The organism is Actinoplanes rectilineatus, from assembly GCF_000962825.1.
Lineage (GTDB): Bacteria > Actinomycetota > Actinomycetes > Mycobacteriales > Micromonosporaceae > Actinoplanes > Actinoplanes rectilineatus.
This window is the reverse complement of record NZ_JZKF01000053.1, coordinates 12,152-29,193: the sequence shown is the minus strand read 5'-3', so window position 1 is coordinate 29,193 and position 17,042 is coordinate 12,152. Positions and strand designations below refer to the sequence as shown.

12 protein-coding genes are annotated in these 17,042 nt (G+C 72.1%); all 12 read left to right on the top strand.

Annotation, left to right across the window (positions count from 1 at the left end; all coding sequences use genetic code 11):
• Positions 1–73: 73 nt before the first annotated feature.
• The 12 genes from WH85_RS31145 to WH85_RS31090 all read left to right on the top strand — a co-directional run bounded on the left by WH85_RS31145 (position 74) and on the right by WH85_RS31090 (position 17,013).
• Positions 74–961, top strand: coding sequence for an SDR family oxidoreductase (locus WH85_RS31145; protein ID WP_045745628.1), 888 nt, complete (start codon positions 74–76; stop codon positions 959–961).
• 57 nt (positions 962–1,018) lie between these two features.
• Positions 1,019–1,975: a hypothetical protein gene (locus tag WH85_RS53295; RefSeq protein WP_052720930.1), complete on the top strand. Its 957-nt coding sequence runs from the start codon at positions 1,019–1,021 to the stop codon at positions 1,973–1,975.
• Positions 1,972–3,636 carry a M16 family metallopeptidase gene (locus tag WH85_RS31135; protein ID WP_052720929.1) on the top strand — a complete coding sequence of 555 codons (1,665 nt, stop codon included), beginning with the start codon at positions 1,972–1,974 and terminating at the stop codon, positions 3,634–3,636. Before WH85_RS53295 ends, WH85_RS31135 begins: the two co-directional genes overlap by 4 nt.
• Positions 3,637–3,859: 223 nt before the next feature.
• Complete coding sequence (locus tag WH85_RS31130; RefSeq protein WP_045745627.1) at positions 3,860–3,949, top strand: potassium-transporting ATPase subunit F; 90 nt, start codon at positions 3,860–3,862, stop codon at positions 3,947–3,949.
• Complete coding sequence (gene kdpA / locus WH85_RS31125; protein ID WP_045745626.1) at positions 3,949–5,595, top strand: potassium-transporting ATPase subunit KdpA; 1,647 nt, start codon at positions 3,949–3,951, stop codon at positions 5,593–5,595. The genes WH85_RS31130 and kdpA overlap by 1 nt, the downstream gene beginning before the upstream one ends.
• Positions 5,592–7,631, top strand: a complete 2,040-nt coding sequence (kdpB, locus tag WH85_RS31120) for a potassium-transporting ATPase subunit KdpB (RefSeq protein ID WP_045745625.1) — start codon at positions 5,592–5,594, stop codon at positions 7,629–7,631. Before kdpA ends, kdpB begins: the two co-directional genes overlap by 4 nt.
• Before the next feature lie 5 nt (positions 7,632–7,636).
• Positions 7,637–8,416 (top strand): potassium-transporting ATPase subunit C, encoded by a 780-nt coding sequence (locus WH85_RS31115; RefSeq protein ID WP_045745624.1) that lies wholly within the window; start codon positions 7,637–7,639, stop codon positions 8,414–8,416.
• A gap of 5 nt (positions 8,417–8,421) precedes the next feature.
• Entirely contained in the window at positions 8,422–10,899 is a 2,478-nt protein-coding gene (locus tag WH85_RS31110; protein WP_045745623.1) for a DUF4118 domain-containing protein, read from the top strand.
• 48 nt (positions 10,900–10,947) lie between these two features.
• Positions 10,948–12,846, top strand: a complete 1,899-nt coding sequence (locus WH85_RS31105; protein ID WP_211275504.1) for a potassium transporter Kup — start codon at positions 10,948–10,950, stop codon at positions 12,844–12,846.
• A 23-nt stretch (positions 12,847–12,869) separates the two neighbouring features.
• The gene (locus WH85_RS31100; RefSeq protein WP_045745621.1) at positions 12,870–15,344 is read left to right on the top strand and encodes a DUF4118 domain-containing protein; all 2,475 of its coding nucleotides are present in this window, start codon (positions 12,870–12,872) and stop codon (positions 15,342–15,344) included.
• Positions 15,341–16,009, top strand: a complete 669-nt coding sequence (locus tag WH85_RS31095; protein WP_045745620.1) for a response regulator — start codon at positions 15,341–15,343, stop codon at positions 16,007–16,009. Before WH85_RS31100 ends, WH85_RS31095 begins: the two co-directional genes overlap by 4 nt.
• The gene (locus WH85_RS31090; RefSeq protein ID WP_045745619.1) at positions 16,006–17,013 is read left to right on the top strand and encodes a Ppx/GppA family phosphatase; all 1,008 of its coding nucleotides are present in this window, start codon (positions 16,006–16,008) and stop codon (positions 17,011–17,013) included. Before WH85_RS31095 ends, WH85_RS31090 begins: the two co-directional genes overlap by 4 nt.
• Positions 17,014–17,042 lie beyond the last annotated feature (29 nt).

The window sequence follows — 17,042 nt, the reverse complement described above, 5'->3', positions numbered from 1 at the left end:
ATGTCACATTCTGACATCCGGGGTGCTACGGTAGTCATGTCAGAATGTGACATCAGTTCTCCTGGAGGTTCCCATGCGGGTCTTCGTCACCGGCGCCAGCGGCTGGATCGGCTCCGCCGTCGTCACCGAACTGCTCGGCACCGGTCACCAGGTGCTCGGCCTGGCCCGGTCGGACGCCGCCGCCGACCGTGTCGCCGCCCTCGGCGCCGAGGTGCGCCGCGGCGACCTGGACGACCTCGACGGCCTGCGCGCCGCCGCGGCCGCGGCCGACGCCGTCGTGCACCTGGGCTACAACCACGACTTCTCCCGGATGGCCGAGGCGGCACAGACCGACCGCGCGGTGATCGACGCGGTCGCCGGTGTGCTGGCCGGCACCGGCAAGCCGTTCACCATCGCGTCCGGCGTGCTCGGCGTGGTCGAGGGCCGTCCCGCCACCGAGGAGGACGTCCCGGAGGCCGGCGGGCACCCGCGCATGGTCAACGCCAAGGCGGTACTCGACCACGCGGCGCACGGCGTGCGCACCTCGGTGGTCCGCTTCGCGCCGACCGTGCACGGGGACGGCGACCACGGCTTCGTCGCGGTCCTGACCGGCATCGCCCGGGAGAAGGGCGTCGCGGCGTACATCGGTGACGGCGCCAACCGCTGGTCCGGCGTGCACGTGAAGGACGCCGCCGTGGTGGTCCGGCACGCGATCGAGGACGCCCCGGCCGGCACCGTGCTGCACGCCGTCGCCGAGGAGGTCACCACCCGCGAGATCGCCACGGCGATCGGCGATGGCCTCGGGCTCCCGGTGGAGTCGATCCCGGCCGGCCTGGCGATGGAGCACTTCGGCTGGATGGGCCGGTTCTTCGGCGCCGATCTGCCCGTCAGCAACGCGATCACCCGGGAGCGCTACGGCTGGAAGCCCACCCACCCCACGCTGCTGGAGGACCTGGCCGCCGGCCACTACTTCCGAGGCTGACCGGACCCGGAAAACGGGGCAGCGAGCTAGTTGATCTTCTAACTAGGATTCCCGTCCATGTCTTCCGACTCACTCGTCCTCGCTCCGGCGGACATCCATCCGGAGTCGGCCGCCCTGGCGGCGGCGCTCGCCCGGCAGGACTGGCCGGCCTGCCGGGCGGTCCTCACCCAGCAGAACCCGGGCGCCCGGTCGTGGCTGATCGCCACCGGGGCGGAACGCACCGGCGGCGGCGAGTTCCTGGCCGGCGTCCTCGTCGCCGACCCGGACGATCACACGGCGGCGGTCATGCTCGCCGCCCACCAGGTGTGGCGTGCCTGGGAGGCCCGCAGCGCCGCCACCGCGGAACACGTCACCGAGCAGGGGTACGCGATGTTCCACCGGTGGCTGGTCAAGGCCGAGCGGCTGCTGGTCGAGACGGCCGCCCGGGCTCCCGGCGACGCGACGGTGTGGACGCAGCGCCTGATCACCGCCCGGGGACTGCAGCTCGGCCTGCCCGAGGTCCGCCGCCGGTACGCCCGCCTGGCCGCGGTCGCCCCGCACCACCTGCCCGGGCAGTACCAGCTGCTGCAGTCGCTCTGCCCGAAGTGGGGCGGCACCTGGGAGCAGGCGTACGCGTTCGCCCGGGAGGCCACCGCGGCGGCGCCGGCGGGGAGCCCGACCGGGATGCTGATCCCGATGGTCCACCTGGAACGCTGGCTCGACCTCAAGGACGCCCGCGGCGACGCGGCCGGTGACTACCTGCGTGGTGCGGAGGTACGCGAGGAGCTGACCGCGGCGGCGGACCGGTCGGTGTGGCATCCCGATTTCGCCAGGGAACCCGGCTGGGTGCGGACCCTGTCCACCTTCGCCATGGCGTTCAGCCTGGCCGGGGACCGTCCCGCCGCGGCCCGCGCCTTCACCGAACTGGGCTCGTTCGCCTCGGCGATGCCCTGGGAGTACGCGGTCGGCCCGGTCACCGCCACCATCCGCCGGCACCGCAGCCGGGCTCTCGCGCACGCGGCGGCCACCCGATGACGGCCGGACCGGTGATCGAGCGGCGGGAGGTCGACGGGGTGCCGGTGCTGCTCGGCCCGGGGGAGGGCCCGATGCGGGCCGGCCTGGTCTTCCGGGTTGGGCAGGCCGACGAGCCGCTGTCCCGGCGCGGCATCACCCACCTGGTCGAGCACCTGGCGCTGTTCCGGACCGGGGTGGCCGACCACCACTACAACGGGGAGACCGGGGCCGAGCACACCGCCTTCCACCTGCAGGGCACCCCGGACGAGGTGGCCGCGTTCCTCACCGGGGTCTGCGCCTCGCTGCGGGACCTGCCGATGGAACGCCTGACCGTGGAGAAGGACATCCTGCGGACCGAGGCGTCGACGCGGGGCCGCGGCGCCACCCACGGCATGCGGATGTGGCGGCACGGCGCGACGGCCCACGGGACCCCCGGCTATCCGGAGTGGGGCCTGTCCGCGCTCACCCCGGACGACCTGCGGGCCTGGACGGCACGTTACTTCACCCGGGGCAACGCGGTGCTCTGGATCGCCGGCGGTGACGTCCCGGCCGGTCTGCGCCTGGACCTGCCCGCGGGCGACCGGCAGCCCGCCCCGCCGGTCCCGTCCGCGCTGCCGGTCCGGCCCGCCTGGTTCACCGGCGTTCCCGGCATGGTGGCCTGGGACACCGAGTTGCCCGAGGGCCCGGCCGCGGCCGTGTTCACCGCGCTGCTCGGCCGGCGGTTGACCCGCGAACTGCGGCACGAGGCCGGGCTGTCGGCGTCGGTCACCACCGCGTACGAACCCCGGGCGGACGGCCGGGTACTCGTCACGGCCACCGCCGACGCCGTCCCGGAGCAGTCCGGCGCGCTGCTCGGCGGGTTCGTCGACGTGCTGGCCGCGATCCGCTGGAACAACCCGGACCAGGCCGAACTGTCCACCGTGGTGAGCCTGTGGTGCGACGGGACGCTGCGGGCCGAGCAGCGCGGCGCCCGGCTGGCACACCAGGCGTTCCGGGTGCTCACCGGGCATCCGGTCGAACGGGCCGGCGACCTGCTCGCCGCCGCCCGGGAGCTGACCGTCGCGGATGTCGCCGCGGTCGCCACCACGGCGTACGAGGCGGGCCTGTTGATGGTCCCACCCGGCACGACGGGGGAGTGGGCGTCGTACGCGGCGGCACCGACGACGTCGTTCGCCGCGGTGCACGGCCGGGACCTGCCGATCGCCGGCGCCGAGGGCCGTCGGCTGGTGGCCGGGTCCGAGGGGATCAGCCTGGTCGACGGCGCGGACACGGCCACCGTCCGGTACGCCGACTGTGTGGCCCTGCTGGTCTGGCCGGACGGCGGCCGTCGGCTGGTCGGCCGGGACGGCATCACGGTGCCGGTCGAGCCCACCCTCCTCGGCCGTCCGGCCGCGCTCCTCGCGGAGATCGACGCGGCCGTGCCCGCCGGGGTGCGGATCGACCTGCCGGCCCGGGACCCGGGGACCGTCCCGCAACCGCCGCCCCGGCCCTCTGCCGGGTCGCGGATGGTCCGCGCGATCACCCGGCTGATGGCAGGCCGCTGGAAGATCACCGCTGCGGTGGTGGTCAGCCTGTTGCTGCTCGCCTCCGGGGTGAGCGACGGGTGCCCGCACCTGGTGATCACCCCGATCGCCATGATCCTGGGCTACGCGGGGTGGAGCCACTTCCGCGACAGGCCGTAGTTACCGGCGCCACAGCGGCGTCAACAGGGCGTCAATATCCGGGCGGGACGCGTCTGCGGGGCGTGAACAGCCCTGTCCGGTGGGCTCCTCGGCGGGGTGAGGTTGTCGGGTAACCGCACAACCCCTCACCGAGGAGTCCCGAAGTGGCTGACCTGTTGTTCGTCGTGCTCACGGTGGCGCTGTTCGCGGCGTTCACCGTGCTGGTCCGGGCGGCCGAACGCTGATGAGCATCGTCAACGCCGCCGGCCTGGTGCTGGCGCTCGCCCTGACCGTGCTGCTGGTGGCCGCCCTGCTGTTCCCGGAGAAGTTCTGATGGCCGGCTGGTTGTTCGTGCTGTCGCTGGCCGCCGCGATCGTCGCGGTGTACAAGCCGTTCGGTGACCACCTGTACCGGGTGGTGACCGGCACCCGGCACTCCGCCGTGGAGCGGGGTGTCTACCGCCTGGTCGGGGTGGACGCCGGCGCCGGTCAGAGCTGGGGTGTCTACGCCCGGTCGGTGCTCGCCTTCTCCGCCGTCTCGCTCCTCGTCCTCTATCTGCTGCTGCGCGTGCAGGACCGGCTCTGGCTGTCGCTGGGCATGCCGGCTGTGGACAGCCACATCGCCTGGAACACCGCGGTCAGTTTCGTGACCAACACGAACTGGCAGGCGTACTCCGGCGAGTCCACGATGGGTCATCTCGCGCAGATGGCCGGCCTGGCCGTGCAGAACTTCGTCTCGGCGGCGGTCGGCATCGCGGTCGCGGTCGCCCTGGTCCGCGGGTTCGCCGCCCGGGAAGCCGGCACTCTCGGCAACTTCTGGGTGGACCTGACCCGGATCACGCTGCGGGTGCTGCTGCCGGTCTGCGCCGTGGCCACGCTGGTGTTCATGGTCGGCGGTGTGGTGCAGAACCTGTCCGGCGGCACCGACGTGACCACGCTGACCGGCGGCACGCAGCACATCACCGGCGGGCCGGTCGCCTCCCAGGAGGCCATCAAGGAGCTGGGCACCAACGGCGGCGGCTTCTACAACGCCAACTCGGCGCACCCGTTCGAGAACCCGACCACCTGGACGAACTGGGTGCAGCTCTTCCTGATCCTGCTGATCCCGTTCAGCATGCCCCGGCTGTTCGGCCGGATGGTCGGCCAGAACCGGCAGGGGTACGCCATCGCCGCCGTGATGGCCCTGCTCGCCGTCGGCAGCATCGCCCTGACGGTCGCCTTCGAGATCCACGGCGCGGGCACGGTCCCGGAGGCGGTCGGCACGGCCATGGAGGGCAAGGAGACACGGTACGGGGTGACGAACTCCGCCGTCTTCGCGGCGATCACGACCCTCACCTCCACCGGCGCGGTCAACTCGTTCCACGACTCGTACACGGCGCTGGGCGGCATGATGCCGATGCTCAACATGATGCTCGGCGAGGTCGCGCCCGGCGGCGTCGGCTCCGGCCTGTACGGCATGCTGATCCTCGCCGTGATCACGGTCTTCGTGGCCGGCCTGATGGTCGGGCGTACCCCGGAATATCTCGGTAAGAAGATCGGCGCCCGGCAGATGAAGCTGGCGTCGCTGTACTTCCTGGTCACCCCGGCCCTCGTGCTCGCCGGGACGGCCGCAGCCTTCGCCACCGGCAACGCCGCGACCGCCCTCAACACCGGCCCGCACGCGCTGTCCGAGGTGCTGTACGCCTTCACCAGCGCGGCCAACAACAACGGTTCGGCCTTCGCCGGCATCACCGTGAACACCCCGTGGTGGGACACCGCACTCGGCCTGGCGATGCTGTTCGGCCGCTTCCTGCCGCTGATCCTGGTGCTGGCCCTGGCCGGTTCGCTGGCCGCCCAGCGCCCGGTCCCCGAGTCGGCGGGCACCCTTCCCACGCACCGCCCGCTGTTCGTCGGCATGGTCGCCGGCGTGACGATCGTGCTGGTCGCGCTCACCTTCCTGCCCGCGCTCGCTCTCGGCCCCCTCGCGGAGGGACTCTCATGACCGCCGTTCTGGAGAAGGAGCCCGCGGTGAAACCGGGCCTGATCGATCCCCGCCAGTTCCGTTCCTCGTTGTCGGATGCGCTGCGCAAGCTCGACCCGCGCGTGATGTGGCGCAATCCGGTGATGTTCATCGTCGAGGTCGGCGCGGTCTTCACCACCGTGCTGTCGATCGCCGACCCGAGTGTGCTGGCCTGGACGATCACCGTCTGGCTGTGGCTCACCGTGCTCTTCGCCAACCTGGCCGAGGCGGTCGCCGAGGGCCGGGGCAAGGCGCAGGCCGCCGCGCTGCGGGCGGTCAAGCAGGACACCGTCGCGTACCTGCGGGACGGCCGGGAGCTTCCGGCGTCCCAGCTGACCCTCGGCGACATCGTGATCGTCGAGGCGGGGCAGATCATCCCCGGCGACGGTGACGTCGTCGAGGGCATCGCCAGCGTCGACGAGTCGGCGATCACCGGCGAGTCGGCCCCGGTGATCCGGGAGTCCGGCGGCGACCGGTCGGCGGTCACCGGCGGCACCAAGGTGCTCTCCGACCGGATCGTCGTCCGGATCACCCAGAAGCCCGGCGAGAGCTTCGTGGACCGGATGATCGCCCTGGTCGAGGGCGCGAACCGGCAGAAGACGCCGAACGAGATCGCCCTGAACATCCTGCTCGCGGCGCTCACCCTGATCTTCCTGCTGGCCGTGGTCACCCTGCAGCCACTGGCGATCTTCGCGAAGGCGTACCAGACGGCGGCGCCGGACACCGCGGCGATCGACGCGCACGGCGTCACCGGGATCGTGCTGGTGTCGCTGCTGGTGTGCCTGATCCCGACCACCATCGGCGCGCTGCTCTCGGCGATCGGCATCGCCGGCATGGACCGGCTGGTCCAGCGCAACGTCCTCGCGATGAGCGGGCGCGCGGTGGAGGCGGCCGGCGATGTGAGCACCCTGCTGCTGGACAAGACGGGCACGATCACCGTCGGCGATCGGCAGGCCACCGCGTTCGTACCCGCGAAGGGTGTTGATCTCGAGGATCTCGCCGGCGCCGCGCGACTGGCGAGCCTGGCGGACGAGACGCCGGAGGGCCGGTCGATCGTGGCCCTGGCCGGCGGTGAGCAGGGCCCGATGCGTGGCGCGACGTTCGTGCCGTTCACCGCGCAGACCCGGATGAGCGGGGTGGACATCGGCGACCGTCAGATCCGCAAGGGCGCGGCGACCGCGGTGATGCGCTGGGCCGGGAAGCCGGACGTGGCGATCGACGAGATCGTCGACCGGATCAGCTCCGAAGGGGGAACACCACTGGTAGTGGCCGACAGCGACCGGCTCTTGGGGGTCATCCACCTGAAGGACGTGGTCAAGCCGGGCATGCGCGCCCGGTTCGACGAGATGCGCCGGATGGGCATCCGCACCGTGATGATCACCGGCGACAACCCGCGGACCGCGGCGGCCATCGCCGAGGAGGCCGGGGTCGACGACTTCCTGGCCGAGGCGACGCCGGAGGACAAACTCGCCTACATCCGCAAGGAGCAGCGGGGCGGGCGGCTGGTCGCGATGACCGGCGACGGCACCAACGATGCGCCGGCGCTGGCCCAGGCGGACGTCGGCGTCGCGATGAACACCGGCACGTCGGCCGCGAAGGAGGCCGGCAACATGGTCGACCTCGACTCCGACCCGACCAAGCTGATCGAGATCGTGGAGATCGGCAAGCAGTTGCTGATCACCCGCGGGGCGCTGACGACGTTCTCCATCGCGAACGACATCGCCAAGTACTTCGCGATCATCCCGGCCATGTTCGCGGCGGTCTACCCCGGCCTGGACACCCTCAACATCATGCGGCTGCACTCGCCGGGCTCGGCGATCCTCTCCGCGGTCGTCTTCAACGCGCTGGTCATCGTGGTGCTGATCCCGCTGGCGCTGCGCGGGGTGCGGTACCGGCCGTCGTCGGCGAGCAAGCTGCTCAGCCGCAACCTGCTGATCTACGGACTGGGCGGCGTCGTCGCGCCCTTCCTCGGCATCAAGCTCATCGACCTGTTCGTCCAGCTCATCCCCGGGATCTGATCCACATGCGTCTTCCCTCCTGGCTCGCCCACCACCTGGCGGCGCTGCGGGCGCTGCTCGTCTTCACCGTCCTGCTCGGTCTCGCCTACCCCCTGGTGTTCGTCGGCGTGGCCAAGCTGCCCGGAATCTCCGAGAGATCGGGCAACCCGCTTCTGATCGGACAATCGTTCGGGGACGATCCGAAGTACTTCCAGAGCCGCCCGTCGGCGGCGGGGGACGGCTACGATCCGACCTCCACCGCGGCGAGCAACCTCGGCCCGGAGAGCGTGATCGACGCGCCGGACGCGCCGAGCCTGCTCACCCAGGTCTGCACCCGCAGCCTGGCCGTCGGACGGCTCGAGGGCGTCGACGGCAGCCGGCCCTACTGCACCGCGGACGGTGTCGGTGCGGTCCTGGCCGTCTTCCACCGGGACGGTCTGACCGGGCCGGTCACCCGGGCGGTCGCGGTGAACGGCCCGGCCTTCCTCGCCACATACCAGGGCGTCCCGGTCGAGCCGGGACCCGCCGACACCACCGGCGCGGTGATCACACCGATCCGTGGTGACGCACCGGCCGAGCCCGCTGTCCCGGCGGACGCGGTCACCGCCTCGGGCAGTGGACTCGACCCGCACATCAGCCCGGCGTACGCCGCGTTGCAGGTGGCCCGGGTGGCCCGGGAACGCGGCCTGGACCCGGAACGCGTCCGGGAGTTGATCAGCGAGCACACCGACGGCCGGGCCCTGGGCTTCATGGGCGAACCCGGCGTCAACGTGCTCGCCCTCAACCTGGCCCTGGACGGCAGGTAACCGGGATGCCTCGCGGCCGTGGGGAACTGCGGATCCACCTCGGAGCGGCGCCGGGCGTCGGGAAGACGTACACGATGCTCGAGGAGGCCCACCGGCGTGCCGAGCGCGGCACCGACGTGGTCGTGGCCGTGGTGGAGACGCACGGCCGCCGGCACACCGCCGCCATGCTCGACGGACTGGAGGTGATCCCGCGCCGCGAGGTGACCTATCGCGGCGCGGCGTTCACCGAGATGGACCTGGACGCGGTACTGGCCCGGCGCCCGGAGCTGGCGATCGTCGACGAACTGGCGCACACGAACGTGCCGGGCAGCCGGAACGCGAAGCGCTGGCAGGACGTCGAGGTCCTGCTGGACGCCGGGATCAGTGTGCTGAGCACGGTGAACGTGCAGCATCTGGAGTCGTTGAACGACGTGGTCGCCCGGATCACGGGTGTCGAGCAGCGGGAGACCGTGCCGGATGCGGTGGTGCGGGCTGCGGGTCAGGTCGAGTTGGTCGACATGACGCCGGAGGCGTTGCGGCGGCGGATGGCGCACGGCAACGTCTATCAGCCGGAGAAGATCGATGCGGCGTTGGGCAACTATTTCCGGGCGGGGAACCTCACCGCGCTGCGGGAGCTGGCGTTGCTCTGGTTGGCGGACAAGGTCGACGACCAGCTCGACCAGTACCGCGCCGATCACGACATCGACGCCACCTGGGAGACCCGGGAACGGGTGGTGGTGGCGCTCACCGGTGGCCGGGAGGGCGACACGCTGATCCGCCGGGCGGCCCGGATCGCCGCCCGGACCAAGGGCGCCGACCTGATGGCGGTGCATGTGGCTCGCAACGACGGGCTGGCCGGCGCGGACCCGGCCGCGCTGGCCCGGCAGCGGGTCCTGGTGGAGAGCCTGGGCGGGACCTACCACCAGGTGGTCGGGACCGACGTGCCGCGGGCGTTGCTGGAGTTCGCCGGCGGGGTCAACGCCACCCAGGTGGTGCTGGGCGCCTCCCGCCGGGGCCGGTTCGCGCAGCTGCTCAGCGCGGGCGTCGGCGTCACCACGATCGCCCGGTCCGGCACGATCGACGTGCACCTGGTCAGTCATGAGCACGCGGGCCGGGCCCGGCGCCGGCTGCCACCGGCGCTCTCCCGGGGGCGCCGGATCGCCGGCTTCCTCACCGCGGGGCTCGGCCTGCCGGTGCTCACCGCGGCGCTGCTGGCCGGGCCGGCGCTGCCGCTGGTCGACGACATCCTGCTGTTCCTGGTGGCGGTGGTCGGGGTGGCGCTGATCGGCGGGCTGTGGCCGGCGCTGCTGGCGGCGGTGGCCGGCTCGTTGCTGCTGAATTGGTTCTTCACCCCGCCGGTCGGCCGGTTCACCATCGCCGAGGGCCGGAACCTGCTGGCGCTGGCCATCTTCGTGCTGGTGGCGGTGGCGGTGAGCTGGGTGGTGGACACCGCGGCCCGTAAGACCCGGCAGGCCGCTCAGGCTGCCGCGGACGCGCAGACGCTGGCCACCGTGGCCGGCGGCGTGCTGCGCGGCGAACGTCCGCTGATCGCATTGCTCGACCGGCTCCGCGAGACGTTCGGGCTGGAGACCGTGACGCTGCTGGAGAAGGGTGCGGTGGTGGCGGCGGTGGGGCCGCCCTGCGAGCGGGCCGCCGAGGCTGACGTCGAGGTGCTCGGCGAGGGTGACCTGCGGATGCTGCTGAAGGGCCGGACCCTGGAGGCGTCGGACCGGCGGATCGTGGAGGCGTTCGCGGCGCAGGCGGCGGTGGCGTTGCGTCAGGAGCGGCTGGCGGCCGAGGCGGCCCGGGCGAAGCCGCTTGCGGAGGCGGATCGGTTGCGCACGGCGTTGCTTGCGGCTGTTTCTCATGATCTGCGTACGCCGTTGGCGTCGGCGAAGGCGTCGGTGGCGAGTCTGCGGTCGGTCGAGGTGCAGTTCGACGAGGCCGATCGTGAGGAGTTGCTGGCGACCGCGGACGAGTCGCTGGACCGTCTGGACCGGCTGGTCGCCAACCTGCTGGACATGAGCCGGCTGCAGGCGGGCGTGCTGGGTGTGACAGCCATCGACATCGGGGCGGAGGAGGTCGTACCCCGTGCTTTGGATGATCTGGGTCCGCAGGGCCGGACGGTGGCGGTGTACGTGCCGGCGGATCTGCCGATGTTGCGCACCGACCCGGGCCTGCTGGAGCGGGTGCTGGTGAACCTGATCGCGAACGCGTTGCGGCACAGTCCGCCGGACCGTCCGCCGATGATCACCGGGAGCCGGCTCGGTGGCACCGTCGAGCTGCGGGTCATCGATCACGGGCCGGGCATCCCGGCGGGCCGGCGCGGCGACGTGTTTCTGCCGTTCCAGCGGCTCGGCGACCGGGACAACCACACCGGCGTCGGTCTCGGCCTCGCGCTGTCGCGAGGGCTGACCGAGGCGATGGGCGGCACGCTGACGCCGGACGAGACGCCGGGTGGCGGTCTCACCATGATCCTGGCCCTGCCGGTCGGTGGAGCATGACCGGCGATTGTTCCGTTTGCTCCCGTATTAAGGCGGTACGGTGGCCCGGTGACCGCGGACGGACCCCGCCTGGCTGTGGTTGTCGGAGCGCTCGGTGTGGTCTTCGGCGACATCGGCACCAGCCCCATCTACACGTTGCAGACCGTCTTCAATCCGGAGGATCCGCATCCGGTGCCGGTCTCCACCGCGAACGTCTACGGCGTCGTCTCGCTGATCTTCTGGTCCGTGATGATCGTCGTGACGGTGACCTACGTGCTGCTGGCGTTGCGTGTCGACAACGACGGCGAGGGCGGCATCATGGCCCTGATCACGCTGCTGCGCCGGGCCGGCAAGAAGATCGAGCCGCGCAAGGCGGCCTTCCTGGCCGCGGTGGGGCTGTTCGGCGCCGCCCTGTTCTTCGGCGACAGCATGATCACCCCGGCTATCTCGGTGCTGTCCGCCGTCGAGGGGCTCAAGGTCGTCCAGCCGTCGCTGGGCAGCCTGGTGGTGCCGATCACCGCGGGCATCATCATCGCGCTCTTCCTGGCGCAACGGCGGGGCACGGCCGCGGTCGGGAAGATCTTCGGACCGATCACGATCACCTGGTTCCTGGTGATCGGCGGTCTGGGCCTGTCCGGTATCGCCCAGCACCCGGCGATTCTCTGGGCGCTCTCGCCCACCTACGCGGTCGGTTTCCTGGCCGGGCACTTCGACATCGCGTTCTTCGCGCTGGCGGCGATCGTGTTGGCGGTCACCGGCGCCGAGGCGCTCTACGCCGACATGGGGCACTTCGGCCGGCAGGCCATCGCCCGCGGCTGGCTGCTGCTGGTGCTGCCCGCCTGCGTGCTCAGCTATCTCGGCCAGGGCGCCCTGATCCTCGAGGACCACGCCAACATCAGCAGCCCGTTCTTCCTGCTCGCCCCGGCGTGGTCCCGGCTGCCGCTGGTGCTGCTGGCCACCGCGGCCACCGTGATCGCCTCTCAGGCGGTGATCACCGGGGCGTACTCGGTGACGTCCCAGGCGGCCCAGCTCGGCTACCTGCCGCGGCTGCGGATCATCCACACCTCGGACTCCTCCATCGGGCAGATCTACGTGCCGTGGATCAACTGGATGCTGCTGCTCTCGGTGCTCACGCTGGTGTTCGCGTTCCGGTCGTCGGCGGCGCTGGCGTACGCCTTCGGCATGGCGGTCACCGGCACGATCACCATCACCACCACGCTGTTCTTCGTGGTGGCGCGGACCCGGTGGAACACGCCGCTGTGGCTGCTCGGGGCCGGCGCGGCCGTGCTGCTCACCGTCGATCTGCTGTTCGTGGCGGCCAACCTCACCAAACTGGTGCACGGCGCCTGGCTGCCGCTGCTGATCGGGCTCGTCGCGTTCACCGTGATGAAGACCTGGCAGACCGGCCGGGACATCGTCACCGCGCAGCGCCGCCGGATGGAGGGCTCGCTGCGCGACTTCATCGCCGAGATGCAGGAGAACACCGCGGCGACCGTCTGCGTACCCGGCACCGCGGTCTTCCTGAACCGCAACAAGGAGGCCGCGCCGCTGGCCCTGCGGGCGAATGTGGAGCACAACCACGTCCGCCACGAGCACATCCTGATCATCTCGATCCGGTTCGAACCGGTGCCGCGGATCGCCGACGAGGAGCGGATGGAGGTCGACGGGCTGGGCTTCGGCGACGACGGGATCGTGCACGTCACGGCCCGGTTCGGGTACGCCGAGACCCCGGCGCTGATCCCGGCGCTGCGCGGCCTCGACGACCAGGACACCGAGGGTCACCTGGGCCTGGACCGGGCCTCGTTCTACCTGTCCAAGATCGACCTGCGGCGCGGCGACGCCCCGACCATGGCGGCGTGGCGCAAACGGCTGTTCATCGCGACGTCGTACCTGACGGCGGACGCGGCCGAACACTTCGGCCTGCCCCGGAACCGCACCGTGATCATGGGCTCGCACATCGAGATCTGAGCACGCCGCGTAGGTTCACAGCCATGCGCGGCGAGTTACGGATCTACCTGGGGGCGGCGCCCGGCGTCGGGAAGACGTACGCGATGCTCGAGGAGGCCGCCCGGCGCGCCGAGCGCGGCACCGACGTGGTCGTGGCCGTGGTGGAGACACACGGGCGGGAGCAGACCGCCGCGATGCTCGGGGAGCTCGAGGTGGTGCCCCGCCGCGATCTCGCGTACCGCGGCGGGGTCTTCACCGAGATGGACCTCGACGCCGTTCTTGCGCGCCGGCCGGAACTCGCCGTGGTCGACGAACTCGCCCACACCAATGTGCCCGGCGCCGGGCACGCCAAACGGCACCAGGACGTCGAAGTTCTGCTGGACGCCGGGATCAGCGTGCTCACCACGGTGAACGTGCAGCATCTGGAGTCGCTGCACGACGTGGTCACCCGGATCACGGGAGTCGAGCAGCGGGAGACCGTGCCGGACGCGGTGGTCCGGGCCGCCGGGCAGGTCGAGCTGGTCGACATGACACCGGAGGCGCTGCGGCGGCGGATGGCGCACGGCAACGTCTACCGGCCGGAGAAGATCGACGCGGCGCTGAGCAACTACTTCCGGGCCGGCAACCTCACCGCACTGCGGGAACTCGCCCTGCTCTGGCTCGCCGACCAGGTCGACGAGCAACTCGACCGGTACCGCACCGACCACGACATCGACGCCACCTGGGAGACCCGGGAACGCGTCGTCGTCGCGCTGGCCGGCGGTCCCGAGGGCGAGGCGCTGATCCGCCGGGCCGCCCGGATCGCCGCCCGTGGCCGGGGCGCCGACCTGCTCGGCGTGCACGTCACCCGCAGCGACGGCCTGGCCGGGGCGGACACCGCCGTGCTGGCCCGGCAGCGGGTGCTGCTGGAGAGCCTGGACGGCTCCTGGCACCAGGTGTCCGGCGGCGACGTGCCCCGGGCGCTGCTGGAGTTCGCCCGCGGGGTCAACGCCACCCAGGTGGTGCTCGGCGCCTCCCGCCGGGGCCGGTTCGCCCAGCTGCTCACCGCGGGAGTCGGCGTCACCACCGCGGCCCGGTCCGGCTCGATCGACGTGCATCTGGTCGGCCACGAGCTGACCGGACGCCGCCCGCGCAGCGACCGCCGGCCGCCGGCGCTGTCCCGGGGACGCCGGATCGCCGGGTTCGGGACCGTCCTGGCCGGGTTGCCGCTGCTCACGCTGACCCTGGCCGGCATCGCCGACCATCCGCTGATCAACGACATCCTGCTGTTCCTGGTCGCGGTGGTCGGGGTGGCGCTGATCGGCGGACTGTGGCCGGCCCTGCTCGCCGCGGTTCTCGGCTCGCTGCTGCTGAACTGGTTCTTCACCCCGCCGTTCAGCGCGTTCGCCATCGCCGAGGGGCACAACCTGGTCGCCCTGGCCACGTTCGTGCTGGTGGCGGTCGCGGTCAGCGGCGTCGTGGACATCGCGGCCCGGCGGACCCGGCAGGCCGCGCAGGCGTCCGCCGAGGCGCAGACCCTGGCGGCGGTGGCCGGTGGGGTGCTGCGCGGCGAGCGCCCGCTGATCGCGCTGCTCGACCGGCTGCGGGAGACCTTCGCGCTGACAGCGGTGGCGCTGCGCGAGGACGGGACGATCACGGCCGCGGTGGGCGTGCCCCCGGCGACGGCCGAGGACGCGGACGTCGCGGTCCGGGTGGACGCCTCGCTGAGCATGCTGCTGTGGGGACACACGCTGCCGGCGTCCGACCGGCGGATCGTGGAGGCGTTCGCGGCGCAGGCGGCGGTGGCGCTGCGCCAGGAGCGCCTGGCCGCCGAGGCGGCCCGGGCCGAGCCGCTCGCGGAGGCGGACCGGTTGCGCACGGCGTTGCTCGCGGCCGTCTCCCATGATCTGCGTACGCCGCTGGCGTCGGCGAAGGCGTCGGTGGCGAGCCTGCGCTCGACCGAGGTGCAGTTCGACGAGGCCGACCGGGAGGAGCTGCTGGCCACCGCGGACGAGTCGCTGGACCGTCTGGACCGGCTGGTCGCGAATCTGCTGGACATGAGCCGGCTGCAGGCGGGGGTCCTCGGCGTCACCATGATCGACATCGGGGCGGAGGACGTCGTACCCCGGGCACTGGAGGATCTCGGTCCGCAGGGCCGGACCGTTACGGTGCGCGTCCCGGAGGACCTCCCGATGCTGCGCACCGACCCGGGCCTGCTGGAACGGGTGCTGGTGAACCTGATCGCGAACGCGCTGCGGCACAGTCCGCCGGACCGCCCACCGATGATCACCGGGAGCCGGCTCGGCGGCACCGTCGAACTGCGGATCATCGACCACGGGCCGGGCATCCCCGCCGACCGCCGCGACGACGTGTTCCTGCCGTTCCAGCGACTCGGCGACCGGGACAACCACACCGGCGTCGGTCTCGGCCTCGCGCTGTCCCGGGGGCTGACCGAGGCGATGGGCGGCACCCTCACTCCCGACGAGACGCCCGGAGGCGGACTCACCATGATCATTTCTTTGCCGGCCGGTGGGGCATGACCCGGATCCTGGTCGTCGACGACGAACCCCAGATCGTGCGGGCACTGCGGATCAACCTCAAGGCCCGCGGGTACGAGGTGGACACCGCCGCCGACGGCGCGTCCGCTCTGCACCTGGCCGCCCACCACCACCCCGACCTGGTCGTCCTCGACCTGGGGCTGCCGGACATGGAGGGCGCCGAGGTGATCGGCGGCCTGCGCGGCTGGACCAGCGTGCCGATCATCGTGCTCTCCGGGCGGGCCGGCAGCTCGGACAAGGTGGAGGCGCTGGACGCCGGCGCCGACGACTACGTGACCAAACCGTTCGGCGTCGACGAACTGCTCGCCCGGATCCGCGCGGTCACCCGCCGCGTGCAGACCCCGGAGGAGTCCTCGCCGGAGGTCCGCATCGGCGGGTTCACCGTCGACCTGGCGTCCCGGACGGTCAGCGACGGCGTCCGGCTCACCCCCACCGAATGGCAGCTCCTGGAACACCTGGTCCGGCATCCCGGCAAACTGGTCACCCAGCGGGAACTCCTGCACGACGTGTGGGGGCCGCAGTATTCACGTGAGACCAATTACCTCCGCCAGTACATGGCGCGTCTGCGCCGCAAACTGGAGACCGACCCGGCCCGTCCCGAGCATCTGCTCACCGAACCTGGAATGGGATACCGATTCCGCCCATGATCGACAGTTCCTTCTCGCAGACCGCGGCAAGCCGTCAGGCCGTACGGCTCGGCGTGCTCGACGTCGGATCCAACACGGTCAACCTGGTGGTGACGACGGCCGACTCCGGGCTGCCCCTCCCGGTGCACACCTGGGAGGGCCGGCCCCGGCTGGGCCAGCGTCTCGAACCCGACGGGGCGATCAGCGAGGACGGCCTGCGCCGGATGATCACCGCGGTGCGGCGGGCGGCCGCCGACGCGGAGGCGGCGAAGGTGGACCGGCTGTTCGCGTACACCACGGCGGTGGTCCGGGACGCGCCCAACTGCGACTGGGTGCTCGACCGGGTGCAGGAGGCGACCGGCATCCGCCTGGGCACCCTGTCCGGTGTCGAGGACGCCCAGCTCACCTTCCTGGCCGCCCGGCGCTGGCTGGGCTGGCAGGCCGGGCCGATGCTGATGCTCGACATCGGCGGCGGCTGCCTCGAGGTGGCGTTCGGCCGCGACCGGCTGCCCGAGTCGGCGATGTCGCTGCCGCTCGGCGCCGGCCGTCTCACCCGGGAACTCCTCGACGGCGACCCGCCGTCGGCCCGCTCGGTGCGCCGCCTGCGCCGCCACGTCCGGGAACAGTTCCACCAGGTCGCCGCCCGGACCTCCTGGGAGGCGCCGCAGACCTCGGTGGCCGCCTCCAAGACGTTCCAGCAGCTGGCCCGGCTCACCGGCGCGGCCCCGCTGCGGCAGGGGCCGTTCGTCCCGCGGCTGCTGCGGGCACACGCCCTGAAACCGTGGATCCGCAAGCTCGCCGGGATCCCCAGCGAACACCGGTCCCGTTACCCGGGGATCTCCGAACACCGGGCCAGACAGATCCTGGCCGGGGCGATCGTGGCGTACGAGGTGATGCGCCGTCTCGGCGTGGAGTCGGTGTGGATCTGCCCGTGGGGGCTGCGCGAGGGGATCATGCTGCGCGAGCTGGAACTGCGCCAGCCGCCGCTGGACAACGCGTCGTGGGTGCCCTGGCCTCCCGCTTGATCCCGCTTCCCGCTACATCGGGCGCGCGG

Bases quoted from the DNA above. Each gene is read 5' to 3' on its own strand.
- kdpA (WP_045745626.1), top strand. From the start codon at position 3,949: ATGGCCGGCTGGTTGTTCGTGCTGTCGCTGGCCGCCGCGATCGTCGCG.
- WH85_RS31135 (WP_052720929.1), top strand. From the start codon at position 1,972: ATGACGGCCGGACCGGTGATCGAGCGGCGGGAGGTCGACGGGGTGCCG.
- WH85_RS31110 (WP_045745623.1), top strand. From the start codon at position 8,422: ATGCCTCGCGGCCGTGGGGAACTGCGGATCCACCTCGGAGCGGCGCCG.
- WH85_RS31100 (WP_045745621.1), top strand. From the start codon at position 12,870: ATGCGCGGCGAGTTACGGATCTACCTGGGGGCGGCGCCCGGCGTCGGG.
- WH85_RS53295 (WP_052720930.1), top strand. From the start codon at position 1,019: ATGTCTTCCGACTCACTCGTCCTCGCTCCGGCGGACATCCATCCGGAG.
- WH85_RS31130 (WP_045745627.1), top strand. From the start codon at position 3,860: ATGAGCATCGTCAACGCCGCCGGCCTGGTGCTGGCGCTCGCCCTGACC.
- WH85_RS31095 (WP_045745620.1), top strand. From the start codon at position 15,341: ATGACCCGGATCCTGGTCGTCGACGACGAACCCCAGATCGTGCGGGCA.
- WH85_RS31145 (WP_045745628.1), top strand. From the start codon at position 74: ATGCGGGTCTTCGTCACCGGCGCCAGCGGCTGGATCGGCTCCGCCGTC.
- WH85_RS31115 (WP_045745624.1), top strand. From the start codon at position 7,637: ATGCGTCTTCCCTCCTGGCTCGCCCACCACCTGGCGGCGCTGCGGGCG.
- WH85_RS31090 (WP_045745619.1), top strand. From the start codon at position 16,006: ATGATCGACAGTTCCTTCTCGCAGACCGCGGCAAGCCGTCAGGCCGTA.
- kdpB (WP_045745625.1), top strand. From the start codon at position 5,592: ATGACCGCCGTTCTGGAGAAGGAGCCCGCGGTGAAACCGGGCCTGATC.